Genomic DNA, 23,074 nt, shown 5'->3' on the forward strand with positions numbered 1-23,074 from the left:
TTCATTTTGCGCAACCCCCAACATTGGATAGCGAAATTCTAGCGCTCCAAAAATGGGTTTTGACACAGTCTGGGCCGGGGCCGGCCAGCCCTCATCTCGGTCTGCCTGCCTGCGCTCATTGCGGCAGCCTTGCGCGTCCCAACTTTCTGATGTTCGGCGATGAATCCTGGGTGCCCACGCGCACGGCGCAGCAGCAGGCGAATCCGCGCGAATGGGCGCGCGAGATCGAGCGGCCGGTTGTCATCGAAATCGGCGCGGGGCAGGCGGTGCCGAGCATTCGGCTCTTCGCCGAGACCTTCGGCGCACCGCTCATTCGCATCAATCTGGAAGACGAGCGGGTCACGCGGCAGGAAGACGTCGGCATTCGCGGTGGCGCGCTCGATGTGCTGCACCAGATCGATGCCGCGCTCGCATCGGACGCGCGTCTGATCGAGGCAACGCGCTGAAGGCGGCGGCGAAACTCGGGACACGGGTTGTCCGATACGTACATCACACTGGCCGCTTATTCTTTTGCGGAGACCCGCCCCGTTCATGAAGCGCACGCTGTCAGAATCACCTCGTCCCGCTACGCTGCATTCGATTTCGAACCGCTGGTCCGTTTTTGGACCCCGCGCTTTCCGGTCGATCTCAAACTGCATCGCCGCTTCGTGAAGCCAGCGGGATGGACGAGAGATCTCGTGGCCCGCGCGCTGAAGCTGCCGATGGCGGGTGCCGCGCCACCTTCGCCGCTCGACGATCTGTCCGACCTCGACGATTTCGACGATGCGCCCGCATCCGCGCCGGATGCCGCCGCGCGACGCGAGTGCATGGTGCGGCTGCCGCGCCGGCGGCTGAAGAAGGCGGAGAGGCGCGCCGCGCACGCCTGTGCGCTGGAGATCCTCGCGTCGAATATGCGCCGGCTGCAAGCGTTCGTCGGTCTGAACGATGTCGGGGCGCGGCTGTTCACGTTCGCCGCGCTCGTGCATACCGACCGCATGCTCGACCTGATGAGCGACTGGATCGGCGAGCTGGCATCGGCGAGCTGGCATCGGCGCGGGTGTTTCATGTGTTCTCCACTGTGCTGCGGCTTCCCGAAGCCAACGTGCGCGCGGCGCTGTCGGCGCAGGGCACGCTCGCGCGCTCGGGTCTGATCACGGTGAACCGCAACCATCGCTGGAACCTCGCCGCCAAGCTCGATCTGCTGAGCGACAGCTTCGCCGACCGCATCGTGTCCGACTTGCTCGATCCCGTCGATCTGCTGCGCGGCATGGTCATGCTCGCGCCGGCCGCCGCGCTCGCGATGAACGACTTCGCGCACATCGACGAGCCGCTCGGCGTGCTGCGTGCGTATCCGGGCCGCGCGGCGGCAACGCATCGGCGGGGCGTCGACGTGCTGATTTACGGCGAGCCCGGCACCGGCAAGACGCAGCTTGCCCGCGCGCTCGGCGCCGAGCTTCCGCGCGCGCTCTACGAGATCGCCGGCGAAGACGTGAACGGCTATGCCGCGCTCGGCGAGCAGCGCTTTCGGGCCATCGCGCGGCGCAGGCTTTCTTTGCGGAGCGCCCGGCGCTGATCGCCTTCGATGAAGCCGAGGACGTCTCCTCCGCTTACCGTTCGCGCGAGCCGAGCGTCGCGCAGAAGCGCAAGGCCTGGCTCAATCGCGTGTTCGAAGGCAACCCGGTGCCGACCTTGTGGCTGTCCAACTCCGTGACGGAACTCGATCCCGCGTTCGTGCGCCGCTTCGATCTCGTACTGCACATGGCCGTGCCGCCTGCGTGTCAGCGTGAGCGGATTTTTCGCGAGGCGTGCAGCAACCGCCTGTCCGATGCCGCCGCGCACTGCATGGCGATGCATGCCGACCTGACGCCGGGCGTCGTCGCGCGCGCCTTCGAGGAAGCGCTGCGCGATAACGCCGTGCTTTGTCTCGACGAAGGCGACAGCTTCCTGCGCGAGCGCACGCTCAGCCAGCGCAGTTGGGAAGTCACCGGCGTCAATGAAATGCTTTCGCAGATGGAGCGCTTCCCGGGCTTACTGATTGTTTCGACGAACCTGCTCGACATGCTCGACATGCTCGACGAAGCCGCCGCTTCGATCTCAAGATCCGCTTCGGGCAGCTGCAGACCGCGCAACGGCGCGCGTATTTCACGGACCGCTGCCGCGCGCTGCGTCTGGAAGACGCCAGCACCGGCTCCGATGCCAATGCATCGATGGCTCAAGCGTTCGAGCGGCTGGACCGGCTCGACGCACTCACCCTCGGCGACTTCGCGGCGGTGCTGCGTCGGCATCGGCTGTATCCGCTTCGCTCGGCCAGCGATTTCGTGCAGACGCTGGCGGCGGAGTGCGCGCTGAAGCATCGCGGGACGGCGCCCATCGGCTTTCGTTGAGGCACGCGCTGATCTGCCGCAGCGCCTTCGTTCAACTTTCACCTGCGAGAGGAAGATTGCCGATGTCGATGAGACCGTTGTCGAAGTCGCGGCTGATGGCGTACCGCCAGTGCGAGCGGCGTCTGTGGCTGGAGTGGCACAGGAACGACCTGCGCGAGGACTCGGCGATGACGCAGGTGAGCTTTCGCAACGGCCACGAAGTCGGCGCCCTCGCGCAGCGCATTTACGATCCGCAGGGCGAGGGCGTCGCCATCGACTTGCGGAGCGAAGGCGTCGGCAATGCGCTCGCCCGCACCGCGTCGCTGATGCGCACGCGCCAGCCGGTGTTCGAGGCGGGCTTTTCCAGCGAGGGCGCGCTTGCCTTCGCCGATGTCATGCTGCCCGTGGGCACGCCCGAGCGTTCGGCGTGGCGCATGGTCGAAGTCAAGTCGTCGACCGGCCTCAAGGACTATTACTTCGACGATGTCGCCGTTCAGGCGTTCATCGCCCGAAGCGCGGGCGTGCCGCTCGAATCCGTCGCGCTGGCGCATATCGACCGCGACTGGGTCTATCAGGGCGACGGCGACTATCGCGGTCTGCTGGTGGAACGCGATGTCACGCGACACGCCTTTGCGCGCGGCAGGGAAGTGCGCGGCTGGATCCGGCGCGCGCAGGCCGTGGTGCAGCAGACCACGGAACCCGCCATCAGCACCGGACGGCATTGCGAGACGCCCTACGCATGCGGCTTCGCCCGCGCATTGCCGACAGAGCGAGCCGCGCACCGTCCATCCGGTGCATTGGCTTCCGCGTAGCCAATCGACGCGCCTCACGGACTGGATCGGTCAGCATCCGGGAGCGGACCTGCGCGACCTTGCGAGCGGGCACGGCCCGATCAGCTTCATCGATTTCGCAACGGTCCAGTTCGCCGTGCCGCTGTGGAAGGGCACCCGGCCGTATCAGCAGATGCCGTTTCAGTTCAGCGTTCACCGGCTCGCCGCCGATGGCACGCTGGCCCATCGGCCTTACCTCGATCTGTCGGGCGGCGACCCGTCGCTCGGCTTCGCGCGCGCGCTCATCGAAGCTTGCGGGGAGGCCGGCCCAGTGTTCGCCCGCGACGCGGCCTTCGAACGCACGCGCACCCGCGAGCTGGCGCAGCTTCGCGGATCTGGCGGCGGCGCTGCATGGCATCGCGGCGCGCATCGTGGACTTGCTGGCGAGCGTCGCACCGGAGCTGGACTACGGCCGGCATGATGGGATCAAGAACGGCGCCATGGCGATAGATGCGTTCCGCGAAGCGCTCGCGCCGGACACGTCGGCTGCGCGCCGTGCGCGGATCGCCCTGCAACTGAACGAGCACCGCCCGCTCGACACGTTGGCGATGGTCCGGCTCTGGCAATTGCTTTCCGGACGCAAGGCCATCGCGTCCTAGCATGCGAGGGCGTTCATAACGCGCCCCTTAAGATTGTTAAATATGTGCCGTAAACGCCTGCATCTTGTCTTGAAGCAGGCCAGTGCGTTCATGCCAGAACTCCGTCGTCAGATCATGCGCCTGTTGCCCGATGCTGCGAACTCGGGCGACTTCATTTCCACCCCGGCGCTGTACCAGCGCCTGCAGCGTCTCTTTGCCGAACCGCCCACGATCAAGACCGTGGGCCGCCGCCTGCAAAAGCTCGAGGACGAAGGGCTCGTCGAAAGCAGGCGCGATGGCACCGCTTCGACCTGGCGTCGCAAGGCCGGCGCGAGCGGCATGGCCGCCAAGGCTGGCTCGATGACCTTCGACGAAGCGCTCGCGCTGCAGACCCTCAAACGCTTCTCGTCGCGGCAGATTCCCGAGCTGGTCGCGGAGTCGCTGTCGTCCATGTTCGAACTGGCCGAGGCGCGCCTGTCCCGCACCAACACCGCCAACGAAGCGAAGTACGCGCGCTGGGCCAGCAAGGTCGCGGTGGAAAGCGGCGGCTTCGCGTTGCGCTGCCCGGCGATCGATCCCGCGATGTTCGCAGCGGCATCGCGTGCGCTGTTCGAAGAGCACAAGCTCTCCGTCGTCTACCGTCCGCGCAGCGACGACCACAAGGAGAAGGCGAGGGTTTTGATGCCGCTCGGCATCGTCGAAGTCGGCACGCTCGTGTATCTGATCGCCGCGACCGACGGGAAGGAAGACGGCACGCGAAACCGCAGCGGCACGGCGCTCAGGCCGATCATGTATCGCATGGACCGTTTCGCCAGCATCGAACCCAAGCCCGAGCGCTTCGATTATCCGCCCGAGTTCTCGCTCGACGCCTATGTGAAAGAAGACCGTCATTTCGACTTTCAGGAAGGCGAGGACGTGCGGCTCGAACTGCGCTTCACCCACGGACGAGGCGATCATCTGCTGGAGGCGCGGCTCGCGGCCGATCAGGCCGCCGAGATGCAAGGCGATGCGCTGATTGTGCGCGGCACCGTGCCGCTGAGCCAGCGCCTGCGCTGGTGGCTGCGCGCATTCGGACCGTATGTCGAAGTGCTCGCGCCGGCCTCATTGCGCGACGAACTGGCCGCCGAAGCGCACGCGCTCGCGCGGCTGTACGGCTGAGGCAATCGACATGGCCCGAATCCATCCCGACGGCTGGCAGGCGCTCGCCGTCACCGGCGCAGCTGTCCGCGAAATCGAAACCCTCCATGCGCTGAAAGAAGCGTTGCCCGATACCTACGCGGTCTATCACGGCGTGCACTGGACGCAGCTCAAGAACGGCTTTGCGGTGTTCGGCGAGGCCGACTTCGTCGTGGTGAGTCCGGCGGGCGCGGTACTGGTCATCGAGCAGAAATCCGGCAATCTGCTGGAGACACCCGACGGCCTGCGCAAGCTCTATGCGGGCGTCGCCAAGGACGTGCCGGCGCAGCTCACGCGAACCATCAACATCGTGCATAACCGCCTCTCGAAGGCATTCGGCTCGCGCAATTACCGGCTGGACGAGCTGCTGTATTGCCCGGACTATCGCGTGAAGAACGCGGTGAGCGCGGGCGTGCCGCCCGAGCGTATCGTCGATGCGACGCGGCGCGAGCAGCTCGGCGCCATCATCCAGTCCATCCTCCCGGCCGACGAGACGCCGCTGCCTTGCCGCGATGGCCTGCACGCGTTGCTGTCCGAGCAGCTCGCGCTCACGCCCGATGTGAATGCGATGGTGGGCGAGGTCTCGAAAGTGGTGACGCGCATCTCGGGCGGACTCGCCGAATGGGCGCGCGCGATCGAGTTCAGTCCGTTCCGGCTGCGCGTGACGGGCACGGCGGGCTCGGGCAAGACGCAGCTCGCCGTGCGCGTGCTCGAGGATGCCGCCCGCGCGGGCAAGCGCAGTCTGTACGTCTGCTACAACCGCCCGCTTGCGGACCACCTGCGCCGAATCGTGCCGGACGAGGCGCTGGTGCTGACCTTCCATCAGCTCTGCCAGGGGATCGCCACCGACGAGGGCGATGTCATCGATTTCAGCGATCCCGGCTGCTTCGCGAAGCTCGAGCAGGCGTTCGTTGAACGCGCGCCGGGCAGGCTCGCGCGCTTCGACACCATCGTCGTCGACGAAGGGCAGGACTTCATGCAGGAATGGGTCGCGCCGCTGGAACGGCTGCTTGCCGCGGACGCGCGCTTCTGGTGGCTCGAAGACCCGATGCAAAACCTCTATCTGCGCCCCCGTGTCGCGTTGCCGGGCTGGGTCGAGATGCATGCGGCGTCCAACTACCGCAGCCCGCGCGACGTGATCCGCTTCATCGAGCGGCTGACGGGCCAGGCGCAGGCCGCGGCGGCGAGCCCCTTGCACGAGTCGGACGTGGGTCTGCTGACCTACGGCGAAGGGCAGGCGGCGCAGGTGACCAAGGCGGCGGTGTCTCAGGCGCTGAGCCTGGGATTCCGGCTGCGCGATATCGCGGTGCTGTCGTTCTTTGGCCGCGAAAAGTCGCGCTTCGGCACCCTGGACCGACTGGGCGGCTGGACGCTGTGCAGCTTCACCGGCGAATACGATGCCGGCGGCGACCCCGTTCATCGCGATGGCGAACTGGTGTTCGAGTCGGTGTATCGCTTCAAGGGGCAAAGCGCGCCCTGCGTGATCCTCACCGAAATCGACTTCGGCAAGCTCGATGAGAACATCCGTCGGCGTCTGTTCGTCGGCGCGACGCGGGCGACGATGAAGCTGATCCTCGTCATGTCCGAGCGTACTGCGATGTCAGTGATAGAAGAACTGGGATAGGCACGCCGCATTCGGACTCGGTTTGTTTAAGCGGGACGCGCATGCCGATAGGGATGCCAGCCTTCGCCGTCGTGAGCAGACTTGGACAGGAGCAGGAGAATATGTCAGGCAAGGATCGTGATGATGCGCCCGGAGCTCGTTCGGGTGTTTCCAAAGCGCGCATTCGGGAAGCCCCGCCGGCACACGAAGAAGTCGGGGCGCGTTTCAGGTATTACCGCTTCACACCCGAGCAGATTTTTGGCTGGCACGCCATGGCATAGCAGATGAGTCTAATGCCTCGACAGGAATGGATCCGCCAAAGGTATAGTCCGTGAAAAAGACTCCGGGTGCCCGTGTCGATCCACCCTCTGACAAGATATCCGCGATAGAGCGGACGGCAGATGAGGCCAGCGCGCCAGCATCAGCGGTGAAGACAGCATTGAACACCGCAGCTTACCAAGAGTGGACTTTGCCGTTAGTATTCGGTATTCAGAAAAAAAGCGGGTGGCCGAATAGCATCTTTCGACTGGTCAGTGATGTAATCCTGGCGGCAGTTCATTTTTCCATTCAAGCGATTCATGGCGAAACTCGATCAGGACGTGCTTGCGTTGTTGCCTCAAGACCCGCCGAGCGTCGTGGGACTGATGACTTCCGACGTGCTCGACACTGCCACTGCGCCGGAGCCGATGTGTATTAGCAACCGTGCCGAAAGAGTTGCGGGAGGAGTGAGTCAATGAAGTGACAGCGCATCTAAAATTTAAAATGACTAGGGACATAAATTGTCTCTAACAAAAGCTATTTTTCTTTCACGCTGACGCATGAAGCGCAGTTGACGATACACGTTCGATGGCACGGCAGTGACGCGGATTCATAGCAGATCAGGATCGAGCTCTAACGGTGTTGCCTACTTTTTTCGGAATAATTTATGAGCGGTGAAAATTCAAAAACACAATTCGATAAAACTTTCGATCAAGCCTATGAAGAACGATCGCCGAACTTCGACGAACATGTCAACATCGCGCTCGTTGGCAAGGTCAGCGCCGGCAAAAGCTCTCTTCTGAACGCGATCCTCGGGCGGACGCGGGAAGACCCTATTGCAAGAGTCGGAGCCAGTTCCGGAGTCACGACCAAGGTGACGCCGTACAAGCTGGATGAACATGTGCTGATTATCGATTGTCCCGGGCTCGATGACGTCAGAAAGGAGAACAGCGAAGAGACGAAGGATTTTCTGGGCTCGATAGATCTCGGTCTTTTCGTCGTCACAGGGTCAGCGGACGCTTCACAAAAGTCCAATTTCGGCGATCTGAAAAAGAATTGCAAAAAGACGCTCGTCATCCTCAACAAGATAGATGAGTGGGATGACCTGGAAGAATCGGCGTACCACGACGTAGTCGATCAGTGGAAGCGCGTCCTCGGTGTCGACAAGGTGTTCGGAACCTGCACGAAAGGCTTTGACCCGAAGATGCGCCAGTCAGCGCCGATGGACCTGCGCGGCGTCGATGAAGTGAGGAAGGAGATCTTCGATTTTCTGGAAAGCGAAAAAAAGGACATCCTGCTTGCCAGGCACCTGAAAAGCAAGGAAAGCTATGCAATCGGGTTCATCGCGGCAGCGTTGGTGGCAGTCGCCGGTGAAGCGTTCATTCCGGGTAGCGCAGCGTACATTACGGCTACCCAAGTCGTCGCCATTACGTCATTGAACTATTTGTACAAGGGCGAAGTTCTTTCGAAATCCTCGGCGCTGGCTCTGTTGCCGACGTTCGCCGGTGAAACGCTGGGAACGAGTGCTTTCCTCTTTGCGAAATCGTTCCTGCCGCCTACCGGTGTTCTCGACGTTGCCGCTGCCGGGATCGCAGTATCGATTACTTTCGCCATGTTGGCGGCGGTCAAGTGGGTACTCGAAAACGAGCATTCGCTGGAAGAGAAGAAAGTCCTGAAAGAGGCATTCAACAGCTTCAACAAGGTCGGTCAGGAGCTCAAACATGTTTCATTGAGCGATTTCAAGGACAAGACCAGCATTGTCAAGCTGTTGATTCGTCTTCTGTCAAAGAAGTTTTGAGAAAAGCCGGACGACAAGACGGGCTTTCCTCGTTACATGGCGAGGAAAGCCTTGCATATCCGCGAACTGAAAAAGCGTGTTCTGGCGAAGGTCAAGTTGTGGCTTATCCAGCCGTTATCCGATGAGAGAAGTCTCAGCCAGAACCAGAAGAACATGAAATTTTCGGAATACACCGTCACGGGGAAGCAGGATCAGTCCGTCGATCCGTTGGGATTCACGCAGCCTTTCGGCGCGTTGCGCAGCCGGTTTTATCCGCAGTTCACCGTGCTGTCGAATTCGCCTGTCTATCACGGCGTCCTGGCTTTGATTTATCAGGTGCTTTCCAGACAAAAGATCACGCCGGCGCATGGCGAATTCGCGCAACGCTTCCGCGAAGCGGAGTGTGTCTGGGGACTGGCGAATGTCGCCGCCGAACAAAGCGTGTTGAACGTCACCAAATACCAGTCGATTCTCGGAGGACATGGCCGAACCTCGCGTCGGGAGGTCGGTCGCCTGAATGCGATTTTTCGAAGCCTTGCGTATGGCACGCTCGGGCACTACAGCAATCCGTCGGCGAACTGGGGCTTTCTCGATCGCAAAGGCATGGCGCTGACGACGCTCGGAACGCGACTCGCGGACGTGTTCGCGGTGCGGGACGGACTATCGTTGCGCGAGGCTATCGAACGGTGGCTGAGCGGGGACGCGCTGGATCGCGATGAACTCAAGGCGTTGGGCAAGGCGTTCGGCATCGATGGCGCGGCTTCCTCCGACGAACGCACGATCTGGCAAGCCGCCGTCGCGGCCCGGTGCGAAAAGGAGCCCAGCGCTGCGACGCTGTGGCAAACGCCGCCCGACGGTGCGCTCCTCAAGAAAGGTTCCGACGATGCGTACGAATACAAGACGCTCTTCGATCATCTGGCGAGCCGTCACACGCGTCTTGCCGATTCATTCCGCCAGGCCGGCCGCTTCGAGGCGATGAGCGCCGTTTGCCTGTTCCTGTTCGAGCGTGAATATCTGCTCTGTCACGACGCCGGCAGCGAGTTGCCGGCAGCGGGCACGCTGGAGCAGACCCTCGCAGCGGCGCTTGCCGAGACCGCCAGGGCTTATATGTCGCAGGACGGTCATCGGGATACACGGGGATTGTTCGCGGAACTGGCGGGCGCGGACGGGCACGCCGCAGCCTCGGCGATCATTACGCGGCACCACGTCACGCATCAGAAAGGCAAGGGTGCGCTGCCGTATTTTGAACACGGCGAGTTGCGTGTGCGCGAGCGTTTTGAGCGCCGGCGATTCACGGCATTGCATGAAGAACTGAACACGCTGGACAGCGGCGACGATCAGATCGCCGTGCTGACGCATCGCTACCGACGCGACTGGCACTTCGAACGGGCTCAGGGGTACGCGCGATACATCGGGGTGGTTGCATGAGCGCTACGCACGAAGACGGGAGTTTCGGTGTGCTCCAGCAGATTTTCGCGGATGTCGCCAACGACATGCGACGTGATCCGCTCGAGCACATGCTCATCCTGACCTACGAGTTCGACGACGAGCAACTGGTCAATCTGCTCACCGGCCGCCGTCTTGCCGATCAGGTCGAATTGCGCCGCAATCAGATCAAGTTCATCGCGGATATGCAACCGGTCGTGATCTATGACGCTCGCAAGACGCGCGAATTCAACCATCTTCCTCATTTCCTCGATCTGTTGCCGGTGAATCCGGGCGCGTATCGGTGCCATCACTCGAAAGCTTATCTTTTCGTCACGCGCAGGGCGGTCCGGCTCGTGATCGGGTCGTTCAATCTCACGCGGACAGGGCTGTTCGAAAATCGCGAAGTATTCGTCGACTTTTTCTGGAACGACGATCAGCGTGCGGATATCGAGGTATTGCGGTCGTTCAGCGCGCTGCTGCGCCGGGGTTATGCACGATGGGCGCAGCCCGCAGCCGCGAGTGCGCGTGTCGCCATTGCCGACACGCTCGATGCGCGCGTCGCTCATTGGCAATCGCGGCCGTCACGCGGCAAGCCCGGCAATCGCATATTGGTTCATTCGGGATACGAAGCGAACGAGGCAAGCGGCTTGAGACGGCTCGCCGAGCTTTGGAAAAAGATGTCCGACGCGCCGCCGCGTCAGATACTGGTCGTCTCTCCCTTTTTCGATCGCGGAAGCGAATGGCTCGCGGACGAACTGTTCGACGCGATCGGCGTTCCCGCGCAGTTGCATTTCGTCACCGACGAGAGCGGGATCTGCAGACTGGGACGCCGTCACTATGGACCGGATCGGCAAGGGCAAAAGCGCAGGCTCAGTCTTGTACCGGGTCTTATCGATCAACACGAACGCACGCGGATCGAGCACGCCAATGACGGCGCGCGTCTCGACGGCCTCGAAATCAAGCGCGATCTGCACGCGAAGATTCTCGTGCTCTGCAGCGGTTCGCAACATCTCCTCTATACCGGAAGCGCCAACTTCACACGCAAAGCGTGGTGCGGCGATAACCAGGAGCTCGGCATCGTGCAAATCGAGGCCGGCAACGCGGACAAGGCTATCGCGCGGATCCTCGCGGCGCTCAGCGCATCGAGCGACGACGCCTATGAACGTCTCGGCCATCTTCCGGACAGCGCAATCGAAGCGCAGGAGGAAGATGACGACTACACGCCGCAGTCGGGCTACCCGGATTTCATCGAAGGAATCGTGCTCGAACGCGAAGCTGGCGGCACGGGCCTGGTCTTTCGCTTCCAGACCAGCGAGCCCGCCCGGCTGCGGAATTACGTGATCGACTGGGGCCGCGTGCGTCTTTCTATCGACGACGCGCAATCTCATGCGTTGCCGATCGACGCGGCCTACATGCCGCTGCAGGGCAGCCGGAATCTGAAGTTCTCGCCGTGCGCGTTCCCGGAAAGCACCTTTCTTCTGACATTCGTTCAAGACGCCGAACTGACGCGGCAGCATGACCTCGAAATTTTTCCGTCCGCGGAAGAATGGATGCGCTACTACCTGCAGCGCGCGGGCGGCGGTATCGGAATCGGCGAAGCGCTGCCCGGCGCGGACGATGCATCCGGGCCGGTCGACGACGCAGACGACGATCGCCATGCCAACGTCGTCATCGCCATGCAGCGATACCTCAATCTGTTCGCCGGCGTCGAAATCGAGTTCCAGAAGCGGGCGGCAGAAATCGAATTCGAGACATTCGCCGATGCAGCGAGCCGGGCACGAGCCTGCGACAAGCGCATCGTTCAGCCGCTGAGAGCCTATGCGGAACTGCTGAAGCAGGAGCGCAGCCGCATGCGCGGCGGGATAGATGAACAGGTCTACGTGTTTCGGGCCGGGGAACTCGCGCTTCTCATTCAGCGGCTGGCCGCGAGGCTGCCGGAGCTTGCCGACTTTCCCCGCGAGATCGCCAATGGCATCGTGACGCGACAGTCGAATACGGCTTTGCGCGTCTATCTGAAATTCATCAAAGACCACGCCTCGCAACACTGACATGACCAAGCTTACCGATATTCTTCTGGCCGATCCGCCGGGCTGTCCTCCTGAAGCGTGGTCGCGTCAGTTGCGCACGGCCAGCGAAGTGTCGAAACGCTTTGAAAGCGGCCGCGACACCGTCCTGCTGGCGGATGAAGTCGGCATGGGCAAAACGTATGTCGCTCTGGCCGCCATGTGTCAGGCGCTGTTCGGCAGCGACGAGAGCGACCGGAAGGTGTTGTTGGTCACGCCGCCCGGCAACATTCTTCGCGTGAAATGGCAGCAGGAGATCGAAACATTCAATCAGCGCTACCTGCATCCCGAGACGCGTTCGAAGAGAAACATTCAGGCGATCGCCATTCAAAGCTATTGGGATCTGCTGCGCAATCTGCAGGAATTTCGTAACGCTGCGGTGCACAGGGTCGGGCCGGAAGATCGCCTCTGCTTCATCTGGTGCATTTTCAACTGGGCGTTCGGACGCAAACTGCTCGGCAAGAAACGGCGTGTGCCGTGGGTATGCATCGAGAATCTGAGCGCGCATCATCCAAACTTGGTCAGTTTTCTTTCGCGCTGCTCTGTCCATGCGTTGGAGCGCTTCCTCGACGCGGACTATCGGGTACGGTCGCACTTCTATCAGGAACTGTTCAGGAATCTCCGCAACGATCATTGGAACGATACGGCGGGCCATCGCGCGGAAGTCGCGACGCTGTTCAAACGCTTTGCCGGCGAACAGGATCGCCATGAGCCGAACGTTTTCATCATCGGGATGAACGCGCTCGCCCGTCCTCATATCGATCAGGCCGAGAACAGGCTTCTTTCGAAGTACGTACTGGCAAGACTCCTTTTGGGAAAGCACGACGAGACTCGGAAAGCGCACGCCGTCGCGCTCGTTCGCGCCAGGGTGCTACCCGACGAATTCTCCGACAAGCACGCGCATCGCTGGACCTGTTATCTGCAAAGCATGAAGGCACTCGGAGCCGGCGAGTTCTATGGCTTGCGGGACGCCGTCACGAAGGCGATCAACGAGCCTGACCTCGCCGCGAGATGGCGCGAGTTGTCGGCCACGATCGGGAGCGCGGACCGGGCCGTCGTCCACAGGTTCTTCAACGACGTCGGAGACCGCGTGTTCGCCGCGCAACTGGCGCGCGCGAATTTCGGACTGTGCGTGGTCGACGAAGTGCATAACTGGAAATCGGGCGCTTTTGGCGCTCGCCACTTCGCGAAGCACTACGCGCCTGATATCCGCCGAAAACTGCTTATGTCGGCAACGCCTTTCCAGATGGAAGAGCAGGAAATGGCGAAGCTATTCGCTTTCGCACAGGCCATCGGCGGCGGCAGCGAATCGATCATGAAATCGCTCTACAAACCGGGCGGCAAGATCGCCGTATGCCTCGAAACCAGCGACGCTTTCGCAAAAGCATGGCAAGCCGTTTCGGCCACGCCTGCCGATGTGCACCTCATCGACGAGATCTACGCTGGATGCGAGCGCGAGGCGCTTCGATGTGTCGCCGCACGCATCGCCGAGGACGCAGCCGAATCGGACGAGGTGCGTCAGTTCTCGGCCGCCTTGTCGAATTACCGGCGTGCCATCGACTCGCTGCAGGACGACCTTGGACAGGTGGTGATCCGGCACACCAAGAGCCGGGAGAAGCGCCATTTCCACATCGGCCGCGATTTCGATGACGAGACGCCCGCCGCGCCGCGACATTCGCTCTATCCCGTGGAAGGTTATGCGAGCGACGATGACGCATTGCTGAATTTCGTCGGCATGCGACTCGGCCAATTCGTCTTGCGCGAGAAGAAGAAGTCCTACGAAGCGAATGCCCGGTTGCTGGGCGGGATCACGTCGAGCAAGGCAGCGTTTCTCGAAAGCGCCAGGGGAATGGAGAAGCTCCACGATTCGTTGCCTTACCGCCGGATGTTCGAACAGATGCTCGAGCATGGCGTGCATCCCAAGGTCAATGCAACGGTCGAGCGCGCGTTCGACAACTACAAGAACGGGCGCAAGACGCTCATTTTCTGCGAGCGCGTCGCTACCCTCAAGGAGATCGCCGATCTGCTGACCGGAAAGATCGACCGGTTTGTCGATTCGCAAGCGTCGTCCAACGCGATCAAACGGCGCAGTCTGCTCAAGCAAAGAGAGCAAGTCGAAAACATCTGGTGGCACTCGCTATGGGATGCGATCGATCAGCCTGCCGGCGGCGCGGATATGCTGGATAAATGGTTGCCGGAGGTGGAAGCGTTTGCGGTTCGCTGCCTAAAAGCTGCCGGGGTGAAGGCCAGCGCGCGCCGGATCATCAATTTGCTCGATGCCGGGTTGATCGCGCGCGCGGCGTCGGACGACCGCCTCGCGGCATGCGGTTTTTCTTCCGCGATCGCGCTCATCGCGCAGATTGCGCCGCGGCTAGAGCGGGATTGCGACAGCGGCGCCGAATTGCTTAAGCGGTTCCTGCGGGCGAAAAGTGGCGCGACCGATAGCAGCGGAGCCAATGCCGAGGAATTCGCAGCCGACGACGATGACGAAGACGGCGCAAGCGACGAGATCGGCTCGGGCGATACCTCCGAAGACATCGCCGCGGCGGTCGACGCGGTCGCGCGACATCAATATCGCGAACGGGACAATCTCTGGCTGACCGTGGACAACCCCGGCTTCCATGCCAGGCTCTGGCAGTTGCTGGGCTCGGAAGCCGACGCGCTTGATCGAACCGGCGAGAAGAGGTCGCCTTCCGACGATGTCGTCGAGGCCGCGCTGGTGTTTCACGACGTACTGGACGATCTGATGAGCGGCGTGCGCAGATTCACGCTGCGCCAGGATCTGCTCGTGCGATACGAGCGCGCCAGCGAACACGGCAGCCACATCGCACGGGTGGCGCGCGGACTCGCCTCGATGCGCATCGGTCACGATCAGTCGATGCTTGCGCGGGCGAACCGATTCATGAAAAGCCTGATCGAGGCAGACGGGTCGATCAGCCGGGCGGATCTCACGCCATCGAGACGCCGGAGCTTGTGGCAGGGCGTGTCGAGCAGACAGTCGGGTTCGGTCGATGTCCTGCACGGCAAGACGCCCGGGCCGAGTCGGGCCGGTTTGTGCGCGGCGTTCAATTCGCCGCTTTTGCCCGACGTCCTGATTTGCACGTCGATCGGGTCGGAAGGCATCGATCTGCATCGCCAGTGCGCCGACGTGATCCATCACGACCTGCCATGGAATCCGGCGAAGCTCGAACAGCGCAATGGCCGTGTGGACCGCGTGGGGTCGCTGGCGCAATCGTCGGACGAGCTTCTGATCAACATCGGCATTCCGTTTCTCGCGAACAACTACGAGCAATTCCAGTACGGCAAGGTCTATTCGCGCGCGCAGAAATTCGAAATCCTGCTCGGCAGTCCGGATTTCGAAGCGGGCAATATCGACGAGGAAATTCTCGGCGACGAGAGCGCAGAGGCGACGGTCGACCCCACGCTCGACACGTGCGGCGAGGAGGCGGTTCTTTGCATCCTGCCGCAGTCGATACTCGACGCGCTGAAGCTCGATCTGGCCACGCGTGACGACGGCGCAGCGTCGGCGGTCATGCGAAACGGAGGCACCGTCACCGCGGCTGATCCCGTTCATGGCGAGGATGTCTTGCTCACGGAGCCCCCGCAACGTGTATCGATTGCGAGAGGACATGCGCGATCGCGGTAAGACCGACGAAGACAGAAAAGGCGCTGGTATCTGGAACATGTCCGGGCAGGCACCTGGATCGATCCTTTGTCTGTTGCCGCTTCATTCACTGAACATAGGCGCCACTCAAACTGCCTCCCCAGGCGTTCGCTTCACAGCAGAGTAGGACGGCCAGCTACCCGACGTCTCGATCCGTTCGCTAGCCTGCGGCTGGGTGGAATACTTGCAAATCAGCAGTCTCGGTGGGGCGCACCTAACCCTTCGTGGATTCAGTGCGAAGCAAGGGCAGCGGACGAGGTAGCCAGCCGGCGGCAGTTGGTGACAAGAAGCCCAAATCGGGCAACTACGTCCGCGGTCCGCAAGTGCCCAAGTATCGAGATCCGATGAGCGGCGAGAGTTGGAGCGGTCGGGAATGTGCGCCGGCCGGGTTAGCAACGGCCAAGGATCGAACGCAATTTCTGATCGAAAAGCCAGAGGTTGCGTCAGCAAAACCTGATTCGGCACCTGCCAAAAAAGCGACGAAGAAGGTTGCCGTGAAGAAAGCGGCAAAGAAGACTGCAACCGAGATGGCGGCAGTGACGGTGCATCGACCACCGCCGACTTCTTCGCCGCAACGCGTTTCGTCGGCGCTTTTCTCACGGTGGCCTTTTTAGAAGCCGCCTTCTTGGTGGCAGGCGCGACCTGCTTTGCAGCCGGAGGCTTTGCTCACTGCCTTCTTTGCTGACTTGGCGATGGACGCGTTCGTGGCCGCCTCGCCCTTTGGCAGGCTGACACCGAACTCGAGCAGAATCCCGTGAATCTGGTTGGTCGCGCGCACCCGATCGTGCATGAGGGATTCGCGGACGCGGTGCAAAGCCGACAAGGTTTGCTGGGATTCGGTCTTCGGCGTGACGAACCGCATGGACGGGCGCGATGCCGCCTCGCAGATCGCCTCGGCGTCGACGAAGTCGTTCTTGTTACCCTTGACGAAGGGCCGTACGAATTGCGGCGAGATGAGCTTGACCTCGTGCCCGAAGGTTGCGAGTTTGCGGGCCATGTGGTGGGCGCCGGCGCAGGCTTCCATGACCACCGTACAGGCGCGCAACGTGGCGAAAAACTCGACCAGTTGCTTGCGGTTTAACTTCTTGCGAAACACTGCCTTTCCGGCCTTGTTTTGGCCGTGAAGGTGAAATATGTGCTTACCCAGATCAATTCCGACCAGCGTGACGTCTTCCATGGCACACCTCCGCGAGAAAATTCCCCGCAGCGTACTCCTCGCTGCAAGGAGGAGGGGGTGACCATCTCATTACGCGAGTCCGCGAGTGAGTCCGCGATGGTTTACAACCCCATATCTCTCAACATCTCACAACTTCTGCCTTGCACCAAGGCTCTCGGTCGACCGTACTTCTGTATAACGAGATGCGTATAGGGTGCGCCGGTGCACGGCACCGTTTTTCGAAAATCGCCGGAATAGATGTGGCCTCAGAAGTGTGGTGCGGCTCACGGAGCCGCATGGAATAAGAACGCGAGCCGGGTTGTTCATGCATAGGGCACCGGCCAACTTCCCTTCGAGGGATGCAACAAAACGCCCACAGGACAACGACATATCACCATCACAGTGGAGGTCATGATGTACGGCTCGCAGTACGTATTGTATGGAGCAACGAGAGCTTGTCCGCGGTGTGCCGAAATTCATCCGCCGCGCGAGGGAATCCAGGAAACAGCAATCAGCCGCTTTAAGCTGATGCAGTTGATGTTCGAACTCGTCTATGCGAACTTGCATAACCCCGGGACGTGCAGACAAGAAGACAGAATGTTCGGCATTCTTACCACGCCGCTCCGAGTATACGCGGCGCACTCAGGACCAACGCAAAACGGTACCACATCGTTTTTGACTGCAGCGTGTAAGCGCGGCTACAAGATCTGTGACGAACGAAGCGCATCGTTACCGGGAAGAATCGACATACGTTTTAACGAGATCCCAGCCGAGGAGTACGAAGCCACGTACACCCGGGGTGGTGGCTATCGGCCCGGGGCCTGCGCTGCGCCCCGCCTGATACAGCAGGCGATTCTGGACTACCAGCACACGGGACAGCACATCGATCCGACTACGTGGGCAATGTCCGAAGTCATGTACAAAAAAAATCCGACAAAATCACCTGCCGGGGACGGGCAAGACTGGATCCACGGACTGACCGCGCACTCGTGTGAAACATGTGCAAGGCTTGTTCCGCTGCTGCTTTGTACTCGAGATACCGACTGGAGCGGCGCTTTCAATCGGATCTTTGGTTGACGCTGGTTGGCCGCCCGACGAGGCTTACCCGGCGGAGCGCTCGGCGCCCCCGGCCGCCGCGGGTGCCAAACCCACGGTGCGCCTTACGCGACCGTCGTACGCGCTGCCCTGGCGCGCCCACGTTCGATAAGGCGCCGAGTGTCCTCGCCCAGCTCTTTCGCTTGGGCAGGCCGGTACCGTTCACGCTCGAGAAACAGTTCCGGACGGGTCTTGTCAGTGAGATGCTTCTTGTCGAACGCATGCATGAAGTCAAGGGCCTCGGCGTACTGGTCCTCCAAGTACCAGCCAACTATTGCACCAGCCGCTCACGATCCACAGGTACACCCAGCCGCTCTGCCGCAGGTTGTCCAGGCGCTCTTGCGCTACGCCGATGAGATGCGCGAGTTGATCCTCGTCCTGGTCGGAAATGTACTTTTTGCCACGCGGACCCGATCGTTCCTGCTTTGAGCCGATCCGGTCGGAATTGTTGGGATCATCGGCCACTGGATCGTCAACCACGTTCTCTTCGGTCACCGCACGTGCAGGCTTGTCCTCGCGTATCACATGAAAAAAGGGGATGGCGGACTTCGCCGTTGGGCGTCCACTCGAGAAACGACGCCTCCGCCACGATGTCGGGCGCGAGCCATTGAAACTCACGATCAGGCTCCGGTTCAGGACCGTTGTAGAAGACCGGCGAGTTTGATGCAAGGCATGAGCAAGCTTGCTGAACGCCGCTCTGCGCTCGGCCGACAAGCGAGGCGCAACATGGCCCGCATACCTGAGCGCGCCATCTTGCGTATACACGCCGAGCAACAGGGAGCGCTCGCCTGATCTTGCGCCCTCCACGCGCGAGAACCCGCCGATTCCCAATTCTTGCCTGAAGATGGTCGTCGCGCGACAGCCTGATCGAACACAGGCGGTATGTGATGGCGATACGCGGGGCTTTGAGTGACCGTTGTATGCGTGAAAGTCCCCGCTGTCCTGGCGCTGCACAAAACGGCCGCTGAGGAAGCGCTATCGCTCGGTTTTCCTTTGGCGCGCGACGGACGGCCCTTCACTAAACGTGATCAACGGGACGTTGCGATTGGAATCGTGGAATGGTGCACGGACAATCGAAGCGGGAACGCCTCCGGTGGGAACATGACGGAAATGACTCAGCGAACCGCGTGCAACCCTTCCGGCCTGCTAGACTGGAAATTCCCCTGCTAACACAAACCATGGAGGGAGATATGACGACCCTCTACGTCGTGAAGACCGGTGCGCAGTTCCTCTGCACCGCCGAGGACGGCGACATGGGCTTAGCACCCGTGGTCGAAGAAGCCACATCTTTTCTGTCGTATGAGGATGCGGAAAAAGCGGCGAATGAGAATGCCGATCCCGGGTACGAAATCATCGCCGTGAACGTCACCAGAACCTGACGCGTGGCCGACTGCCTGAACCCTTAGTTAAGGAGGGGCACCAGCAATTTGGCTGGCGCTATGCGATCCGGTGCGCCGGTCGGCTGCGTCCGAATGATCTGGGAAAGGCCGCATCGCAAATCGCACTTTGCATTCAGCGTTCGCGTTGAACGCCTACATCGCAGGCTCATAGCCGCGGCCCGGGAATCGTCTTCCATGAGGCGGTTTCGCGCGCCTCGTGAGCAAAAATTCTACTTTGTCTCCGTGCGGCCAGTTCCTGCCGTTCGCGATCCACGTCGGATGGACGTTCGAGCGCCGGTACAGTCTGGATATGAGACATTCAGAGGACGGGGTATCGACCGGCAGCTAAGCGGCGGGACTACTCATCCGACCGTCAGTTCAAGGCCGCGAAGCAGTTGACGCTTGTTATCTATCGACAACTGTTTCTCAGCAAGAAGAGCGATACGTCTCCTTCCTTCGATGAGCGCTCTCCCTCTTTCGACGTCGGGCAGACGGCTGCCATACGACCCAATTGTACGCATACCGATAAGTGAAGTGGTTGGTTGGTCTGTGGCGCGCACGAAATCGCACTTGGCTTCTTCGCGATCGAGCGTGGAGGTAAACCACCGACGCTGAACACAATCGCGTCGGTGATTCGCTCGCCCGAAAATGACGGCGATCATGACGGGCGAGCGGCGCCGGAATCCAAAGCCGCTCTCTCTCTGCTTGCGAAGAAGGCCGTTTCAAAAAGATGCGCGGTGGCACTCCTGACGGCTTGAGGCTCGGCCGCGCGTGTATTGAAGTCGCTGTGGATTCGGCTTACCGTTTCGCTTAGCGCTTCGTCTCCCAATGCCACCTTCGGATCTTTCGACGCTTCGTCGGATCTACCGATCTGCTTCGCGGCGGCGGCGACAAGATCGGCTGCGCTACGGTCCTGCCTCCCGATGTTATGCGCCACATCGGTAAGCTTCGCGCTCAGCTTGCGTCCTCCCGACCTGAACAGCGGCAATCCGTCTGACGCAGCTTTCCATTTCTCAAGTTGCGCGACATACATGGAAAGAATCTCAAACTTGTCGTTCTCGATGAGGTCCGGCGAATCCTGTATTGCCAGGAACATCGCACTGACTTCTTCATTGGCACCAGCTAAATCATTCTTCGAAGCCTTTTTGACCGCTTCTTTCCAGTTCAAATGAAACGGCATACGTTCCAGCGCGCCGAAGGGTTCGTCGAGCAAGGTATTGCGCTGTTCCAGAGCAATGGTCACATAATCGGAATCATCAACTGCTTCCAGTGCATCGCGATCGCCTACTCGCATTAGTTGGTCGTCGTGCATTCGAAGTCTGGCGGTGTCGAGGTCCACTCCGGCGAATATACGATATCCGCTCTTGTTCAGCGCGTCACCGTCATACATGCCGAAACGTGTCGTTACGTCGTCGGAGCCGAGAATTGCCCCGAGCTTGTTGGCCAGGTCGACTCCAGTTGTCACGGCGAACCCTATCGCGGGGCCACCGAGTGTACTTGCCGTCTGAGAAAACAGTTCGAGCAAATTTCGCGTGAAACTGCTGTTCGACAGACGCGACAACGCGGTGTACATCGTTACACTGCCGGATCGCACCGGATATCGCGCACGATATATATATTTTTAAATTCAATTTTCTTCCCGAGATCTGTTGGCGCGTCCGCACCGATTTTGTCCTTAAGCATGTCAAGCTTAACAATATAAGGCACGTTACGCGTCCCGCCTCCATAGGGGAAACTCAGAAAGCACGTACACATGGGAAGATACGTCGAGAAGTAATTGCCGGCTTCAGCCAAACGCATTTCCACCAGCCTCACGCTGAAGTAAGAGCGTTCGGTGGAAAATGCCTGTCCGTCGAGATACCTGCTTCGCCTGTCATTGTCGTCCGGAGTGGGCACGACGTCCGCAACAAAATTGCGGCGGCGCTCCTGTCTGAAAATATCCCGCATATTTTCGGCTTCTTCGTGTGCGCGAAAGCTGAACATTCCCACGCTGGCTCTCCCGGTTAGTCGACCTCGTTTGCATGCGAGCGCTTTCAATCTCTTATGACGGCGACAGCAGATGCCCAGGCAGGCTCCGCCTGGCTCACGCTTCTAAGTTGTTCACAAGCGAACTGATACGACTCACTAAGCGTATGGCGCTCCCTAAGAAAAGATTTATAGAAGTGCCCAAAAAATTTTACGCACGTCTCTTCTGTAACAACCCAACGGAAGCCCAGCATTCCGTATGCGCCGAGACGCATAATCTCAATCGCACTTGTAACGGATGCGCCATCGCATGAAGAAAGCACTAAAAAGCGGCAGCCTCCGGCATGCATCAAACGGGCAATCTCCCGTATGGAAACCGGCTCGGGCGACCCGTCAAGCCGTGGAAAGATCAACTGCGTCGGTCCGTCGGGTGCCGGCGTGCACGAGTGTCCGCAGAAGTGAAGGATGTCATACCCAGGCTTTTTCTTCAGTTCTATCTCAAGTTCCTGCTTGAGACTGTTCCCGCTCGTATTCGCGCCGTTACCGAGGGGGTGGATTTCTGCGATTCGCTTAGTTCCCGGCAGGTTTAGCTCGTTAAGCATATCCAACTCTTTTTCGAAGCCATTGAGTTTTCCAAAAGAATACGCCTCGGTTCCCTCATAGGAGGTGTCGCTCATCAATCTGGCGTCGCCGCTCGCATCGGCGCGCACGAACAGAATCTTTACTGTCTTCTTCCACGGCGGTCTGACCGTGATTTCCGTTGTGTTTTCACCGTCATCGCCTGTCAGGCGAATCCGCCGCGCCATCGGAATGTGAGAACATAGCACACCGTCGAAATCGCTGTGATTGACAAACTCGAAAGGCAGTTGGAAGAGCCTCAAATAGTCGGTCGAACCAAGCAATATCTCAAAGCGCAAGTCGAGTGGATGGCCTTTCTTCTTACGACTCCGAGCCGTCTTCGCCTTCTCATTGGTTTCTCCACGAGTATGTGGATTCTCAAGAAGCTTGTGCAGATGCGGGCCCACCGTGTCTTTGATCAGTACGTCATAGAGACGCTGGCCGTTCTGCCTGGCTGTCTCGAACCACTCGTCTTTGACTGAATGTGAGCCGCTTGTAGCTCGAAAAGGGGAGATCTTCTCGATGTTCGAAATCATGGGATCAAGCCCCGTACGCAGTAGGTATGGTATGTCTCCTGAGGCCAGGAAATCGTACCTTCCATTGCCGACCGAATATCGAGCAGATGTCCGACCAACCATGATCGTTATTCGTTGTGTCGAATCAATCTGAGTTGACGACGGCGGCGCAAGTCCTGCCAAGGTCCGCGCAAAGCGGGCAAGATCGGCTTCGGACGCGCCGAGTAGCCACAATGATGTTTTCACCTTCCGCATCAAGACTTTGCGATCCACGTTTTCGAGTGACCTGCTGGCAACAACGAGAACGGGCATGGTGTAGTTCATTTTTTCGAGCCAGTCCATCAGATCGATGGCGGGTGTTCCGTCAAGCGCCGAAGGGGTTGTACTCTGCAACACACTCGCATCAAGGACGATGAGGGCAGGATTCTTGCCGGCATCAACGAGTCGTTTAGCCGCCTCAACGTTGGTTACACTCGTGAAGTGCCTCCCTTCCAAAAAATGCTTCATCTCGGGATATGAGGCGGCCTTGCTCTCTACCGCTATAAACTGCTGCTTCATCATCAAGTCGACAGTTTTGCTCGCCACGATCATGATGAGCGGGCCCGTGGTGGGTACGTCGGCCATGGC

21 protein-coding genes and 1 pseudogene are annotated in these 23,074 nt (G+C 60.4%); 16 read left to right on the plus strand and 6 right to left on the minus strand.

Going from position 1 to position 23,074, the window contains the following annotated elements; translation table 11 throughout:
- Positions 1-149 precede the first annotated feature (149 nt).
- The 14 genes from AWB78_RS35875 (at position 150) to AWB78_RS48735 (ending at position 16,333) form a co-directional block, all read left to right on the plus strand.
- Positions 150-446, plus strand: coding sequence for an SIR2 family NAD-dependent protein deacylase (locus AWB78_RS35875; protein ID WP_062611468.1), 297 nt, complete (start codon positions 150-152; stop codon positions 444-446).
- Positions 447-677: 231 nt separating this feature from the next.
- Positions 678-1,130: a hypothetical protein gene (locus AWB78_RS47000; protein WP_157697727.1), complete on the plus strand. Its 453-nt coding sequence runs from the start codon at positions 678-680 to the stop codon at positions 1,128-1,130.
- Positions 1,046-1,552 (plus strand): AAA family ATPase, encoded by a 507-nt coding sequence (locus AWB78_RS47005; protein WP_157697728.1) that lies wholly within the window; start codon positions 1,046-1,048, stop codon positions 1,550-1,552. The genes AWB78_RS47000 and AWB78_RS47005 overlap by 85 nt, the downstream gene beginning before the upstream one ends.
- Before the next feature lie 89 nt (positions 1,553-1,641).
- Positions 1,642-2,328 (plus strand): AAA family ATPase, encoded by a 687-nt coding sequence (locus AWB78_RS35890; protein ID WP_062611471.1) that lies wholly within the window; start codon positions 1,642-1,644, stop codon positions 2,326-2,328.
- A 97-nt stretch (positions 2,329-2,425) separates the two neighbouring features.
- Entirely contained in the window at positions 2,426-3,154 is a 729-nt protein-coding gene (locus AWB78_RS48720) for a hypothetical protein (protein ID WP_062611472.1), read from the plus strand.
- Entirely contained in the window at positions 3,135-3,593 is a 459-nt protein-coding gene (locus AWB78_RS48725) for a DUF2779 domain-containing protein (protein ID WP_062611473.1), read from the plus strand. Before AWB78_RS48720 ends, AWB78_RS48725 begins: the two co-directional genes overlap by 20 nt.
- A complete protein-coding gene (locus AWB78_RS48730) occupies positions 3,544-3,771 on the plus strand; it encodes a hypothetical protein (protein ID WP_232478008.1) in 228 nt (75 codons plus the stop codon). The genes AWB78_RS48725 and AWB78_RS48730 overlap by 50 nt, the downstream gene beginning before the upstream one ends.
- Positions 3,772-3,861: 90 nt before the next feature.
- Positions 3,862-4,908, plus strand: a complete 1,047-nt coding sequence (locus tag AWB78_RS35900; RefSeq protein ID WP_062611489.1) for a helix-turn-helix transcriptional regulator — start codon at positions 3,862-3,864, stop codon at positions 4,906-4,908.
- A 10-nt stretch (positions 4,909-4,918) separates the two neighbouring features.
- Positions 4,919-6,550 (plus strand): nuclease-related domain-containing DEAD/DEAH box helicase, encoded by a 1,632-nt coding sequence (locus AWB78_RS35905; protein ID WP_062611474.1) that lies wholly within the window; start codon positions 4,919-4,921, stop codon positions 6,548-6,550.
- Positions 6,551-7,454: 904 nt separating this feature from the next.
- A complete protein-coding gene (locus AWB78_RS35910; protein WP_062611475.1) occupies positions 7,455-8,585 on the plus strand; it encodes a GTPase in 1,131 nt (376 codons plus the stop codon).
- Positions 8,586-8,738: 153 nt separating this feature from the next.
- Positions 8,739-9,992, plus strand: a complete 1,254-nt coding sequence (locus tag AWB78_RS35915) for a hypothetical protein (protein WP_157697729.1) — start codon at positions 8,739-8,741, stop codon at positions 9,990-9,992.
- Positions 9,989-12,040 (plus strand): phospholipase D-like domain-containing protein, encoded by a 2,052-nt coding sequence (locus AWB78_RS35920; protein ID WP_062611477.1) that lies wholly within the window; start codon positions 9,989-9,991, stop codon positions 12,038-12,040. Before AWB78_RS35915 ends, AWB78_RS35920 begins: the two co-directional genes overlap by 4 nt.
- Position 12,041: 1 nt before the next feature.
- On the plus strand, positions 12,042-15,701 hold the full coding sequence (locus AWB78_RS47870; protein ID WP_062611478.1) for a helicase-related protein: 3,660 nt from the start codon (positions 12,042-12,044) through the stop codon (positions 15,699-15,701).
- A 362-nt stretch (positions 15,702-16,063) separates the two neighbouring features.
- Positions 16,064-16,333 carry a hypothetical protein gene (locus AWB78_RS48735; RefSeq protein ID WP_232478009.1) on the plus strand — a complete coding sequence of 90 codons (270 nt, stop codon included), beginning with the start codon at positions 16,064-16,066 and terminating at the stop codon, positions 16,331-16,333.
- 53 nt (positions 16,334-16,386) lie between these two features.
- Here AWB78_RS48735 and AWB78_RS35930 read toward each other — a convergent pair.
- Positions 16,387-16,896, minus strand: a pseudogene (locus tag AWB78_RS35930) (IS110 family RNA-guided transposase); the annotation flags it as partial.
- 390 nt (positions 16,897-17,286) lie between these two features.
- Between AWB78_RS35930 and AWB78_RS35935 the strand changes: the two are divergent.
- Positions 17,287-17,952 carry a hypothetical protein gene (locus AWB78_RS35935; protein WP_157697730.1) on the plus strand — a complete coding sequence of 222 codons (666 nt, stop codon included), beginning with the start codon at positions 17,287-17,289 and terminating at the stop codon, positions 17,950-17,952.
- A gap of 490 nt (positions 17,953-18,442) precedes the next feature.
- On the opposite strand, the gene AWB78_RS49600 is transcribed toward AWB78_RS35935, so the two are convergent.
- On the minus strand, positions 18,443-18,949 hold the full coding sequence (locus tag AWB78_RS49600; protein WP_332460135.1) for an ATP dependent DNA ligase: 507 nt from the start codon (positions 18,947-18,949) through the stop codon (positions 18,443-18,445).
- Between the two features lie 211 nt (positions 18,950-19,160).
- Between AWB78_RS49600 and AWB78_RS35945 the strand changes: the two genes are divergently transcribed.
- On the plus strand, positions 19,161-19,349 hold the full coding sequence (locus AWB78_RS35945; protein ID WP_062611481.1) for a hypothetical protein: 189 nt from the start codon (positions 19,161-19,163) through the stop codon (positions 19,347-19,349).
- Between the two features lie 362 nt (positions 19,350-19,711).
- Here the strand turns inward: AWB78_RS35945 and AWB78_RS47015 are convergent, their stop codons facing one another.
- Genes AWB78_RS47015 through AWB78_RS35960 form a run of 4 tightly spaced genes read right to left on the minus strand, consistent with a single transcriptional unit; the run spans position 19,712 to position 23,071 of the window.
- On the minus strand, positions 19,712-20,011 hold the full coding sequence (locus tag AWB78_RS47015; protein WP_157697732.1) for a hypothetical protein: 300 nt from the start codon (positions 20,009-20,011) through the stop codon (positions 19,712-19,714).
- On the minus strand, positions 20,008-20,922 hold the full coding sequence (locus AWB78_RS35950; protein ID WP_062611482.1) for a hypothetical protein: 915 nt from the start codon (positions 20,920-20,922) through the stop codon (positions 20,008-20,010). Before AWB78_RS35950 ends, AWB78_RS47015 begins: the two co-directional genes overlap by 4 nt.
- A 2-nt stretch (positions 20,923-20,924) precedes the next feature.
- The gene (locus AWB78_RS35955) at positions 20,925-21,338 is read right to left on the minus strand and encodes a hypothetical protein (protein ID WP_157697733.1); all 414 of its coding nucleotides are present in this window, start codon (positions 21,336-21,338) and stop codon (positions 20,925-20,927) included.
- 44 nt (positions 21,339-21,382) lie between these two features.
- Positions 21,383-23,071: a CHAT domain-containing protein gene (locus AWB78_RS35960; protein WP_062611484.1), complete on the minus strand. Its 1,689-nt coding sequence runs from the start codon at positions 23,069-23,071 to the stop codon at positions 21,383-21,385.
- Positions 23,072-23,074 lie beyond the last annotated feature (3 nt).

The organism is Caballeronia calidae (genome assembly GCF_900044055.2).
GTDB lineage: Bacteria > Pseudomonadota > Gammaproteobacteria > Burkholderiales > Burkholderiaceae > Caballeronia > Caballeronia calidae.

Coding starts and splice junctions, on each gene's coding strand:
- AWB78_RS35875 (WP_062611468.1), top strand. CDS start 150: ATGTTCGGCGATGAATCCTGGGTGCCCACGCGCACGGCGCAGCAGCAG.
- AWB78_RS48720 (WP_062611472.1), top strand. CDS start 2,426: ATGTCGATGAGACCGTTGTCGAAGTCGCGGCTGATGGCGTACCGCCAG.
- AWB78_RS35900 (WP_062611489.1), top strand. CDS start 3,862: ATGCCAGAACTCCGTCGTCAGATCATGCGCCTGTTGCCCGATGCTGCG.
- AWB78_RS35905 (WP_062611474.1), top strand. CDS start 4,919: ATGGCCCGAATCCATCCCGACGGCTGGCAGGCGCTCGCCGTCACCGGC.
- AWB78_RS35910 (WP_062611475.1), top strand. CDS start 7,455: ATGAGCGGTGAAAATTCAAAAACACAATTCGATAAAACTTTCGATCAA.
- AWB78_RS35915 (WP_157697729.1), top strand. CDS start 8,739: ATGAAATTTTCGGAATACACCGTCACGGGGAAGCAGGATCAGTCCGTC.
- AWB78_RS35920 (WP_062611477.1), top strand. CDS start 9,989: ATGAGCGCTACGCACGAAGACGGGAGTTTCGGTGTGCTCCAGCAGATT.
- AWB78_RS47870 (WP_062611478.1), top strand. CDS start 12,042: ATGACCAAGCTTACCGATATTCTTCTGGCCGATCCGCCGGGCTGTCCT.
- AWB78_RS48735 (WP_232478009.1), top strand. CDS start 16,064: ATGAGCGGCGAGAGTTGGAGCGGTCGGGAATGTGCGCCGGCCGGGTTA.
- AWB78_RS35935 (WP_157697730.1), top strand. CDS start 17,287: ATGATGTACGGCTCGCAGTACGTATTGTATGGAGCAACGAGAGCTTGT.
- AWB78_RS35945 (WP_062611481.1), top strand. CDS start 19,161: ATGACGACCCTCTACGTCGTGAAGACCGGTGCGCAGTTCCTCTGCACC.
- AWB78_RS47015 (WP_157697732.1), bottom strand. CDS start 20,011: ATGATCGCCGTCATTTTCGGGCGAGCGAATCACCGACGCGATTGTGTT.
- AWB78_RS35950 (WP_062611482.1), bottom strand. CDS start 20,922: ATGTACACCGCGTTGTCGCGTCTGTCGAACAGCAGTTTCACGCGAAAT.
- AWB78_RS35960 (WP_062611484.1), bottom strand. CDS start 23,071: ATGGCCGACGTACCCACCACGGGCCCGCTCATCATGATCGTGGCGAGC.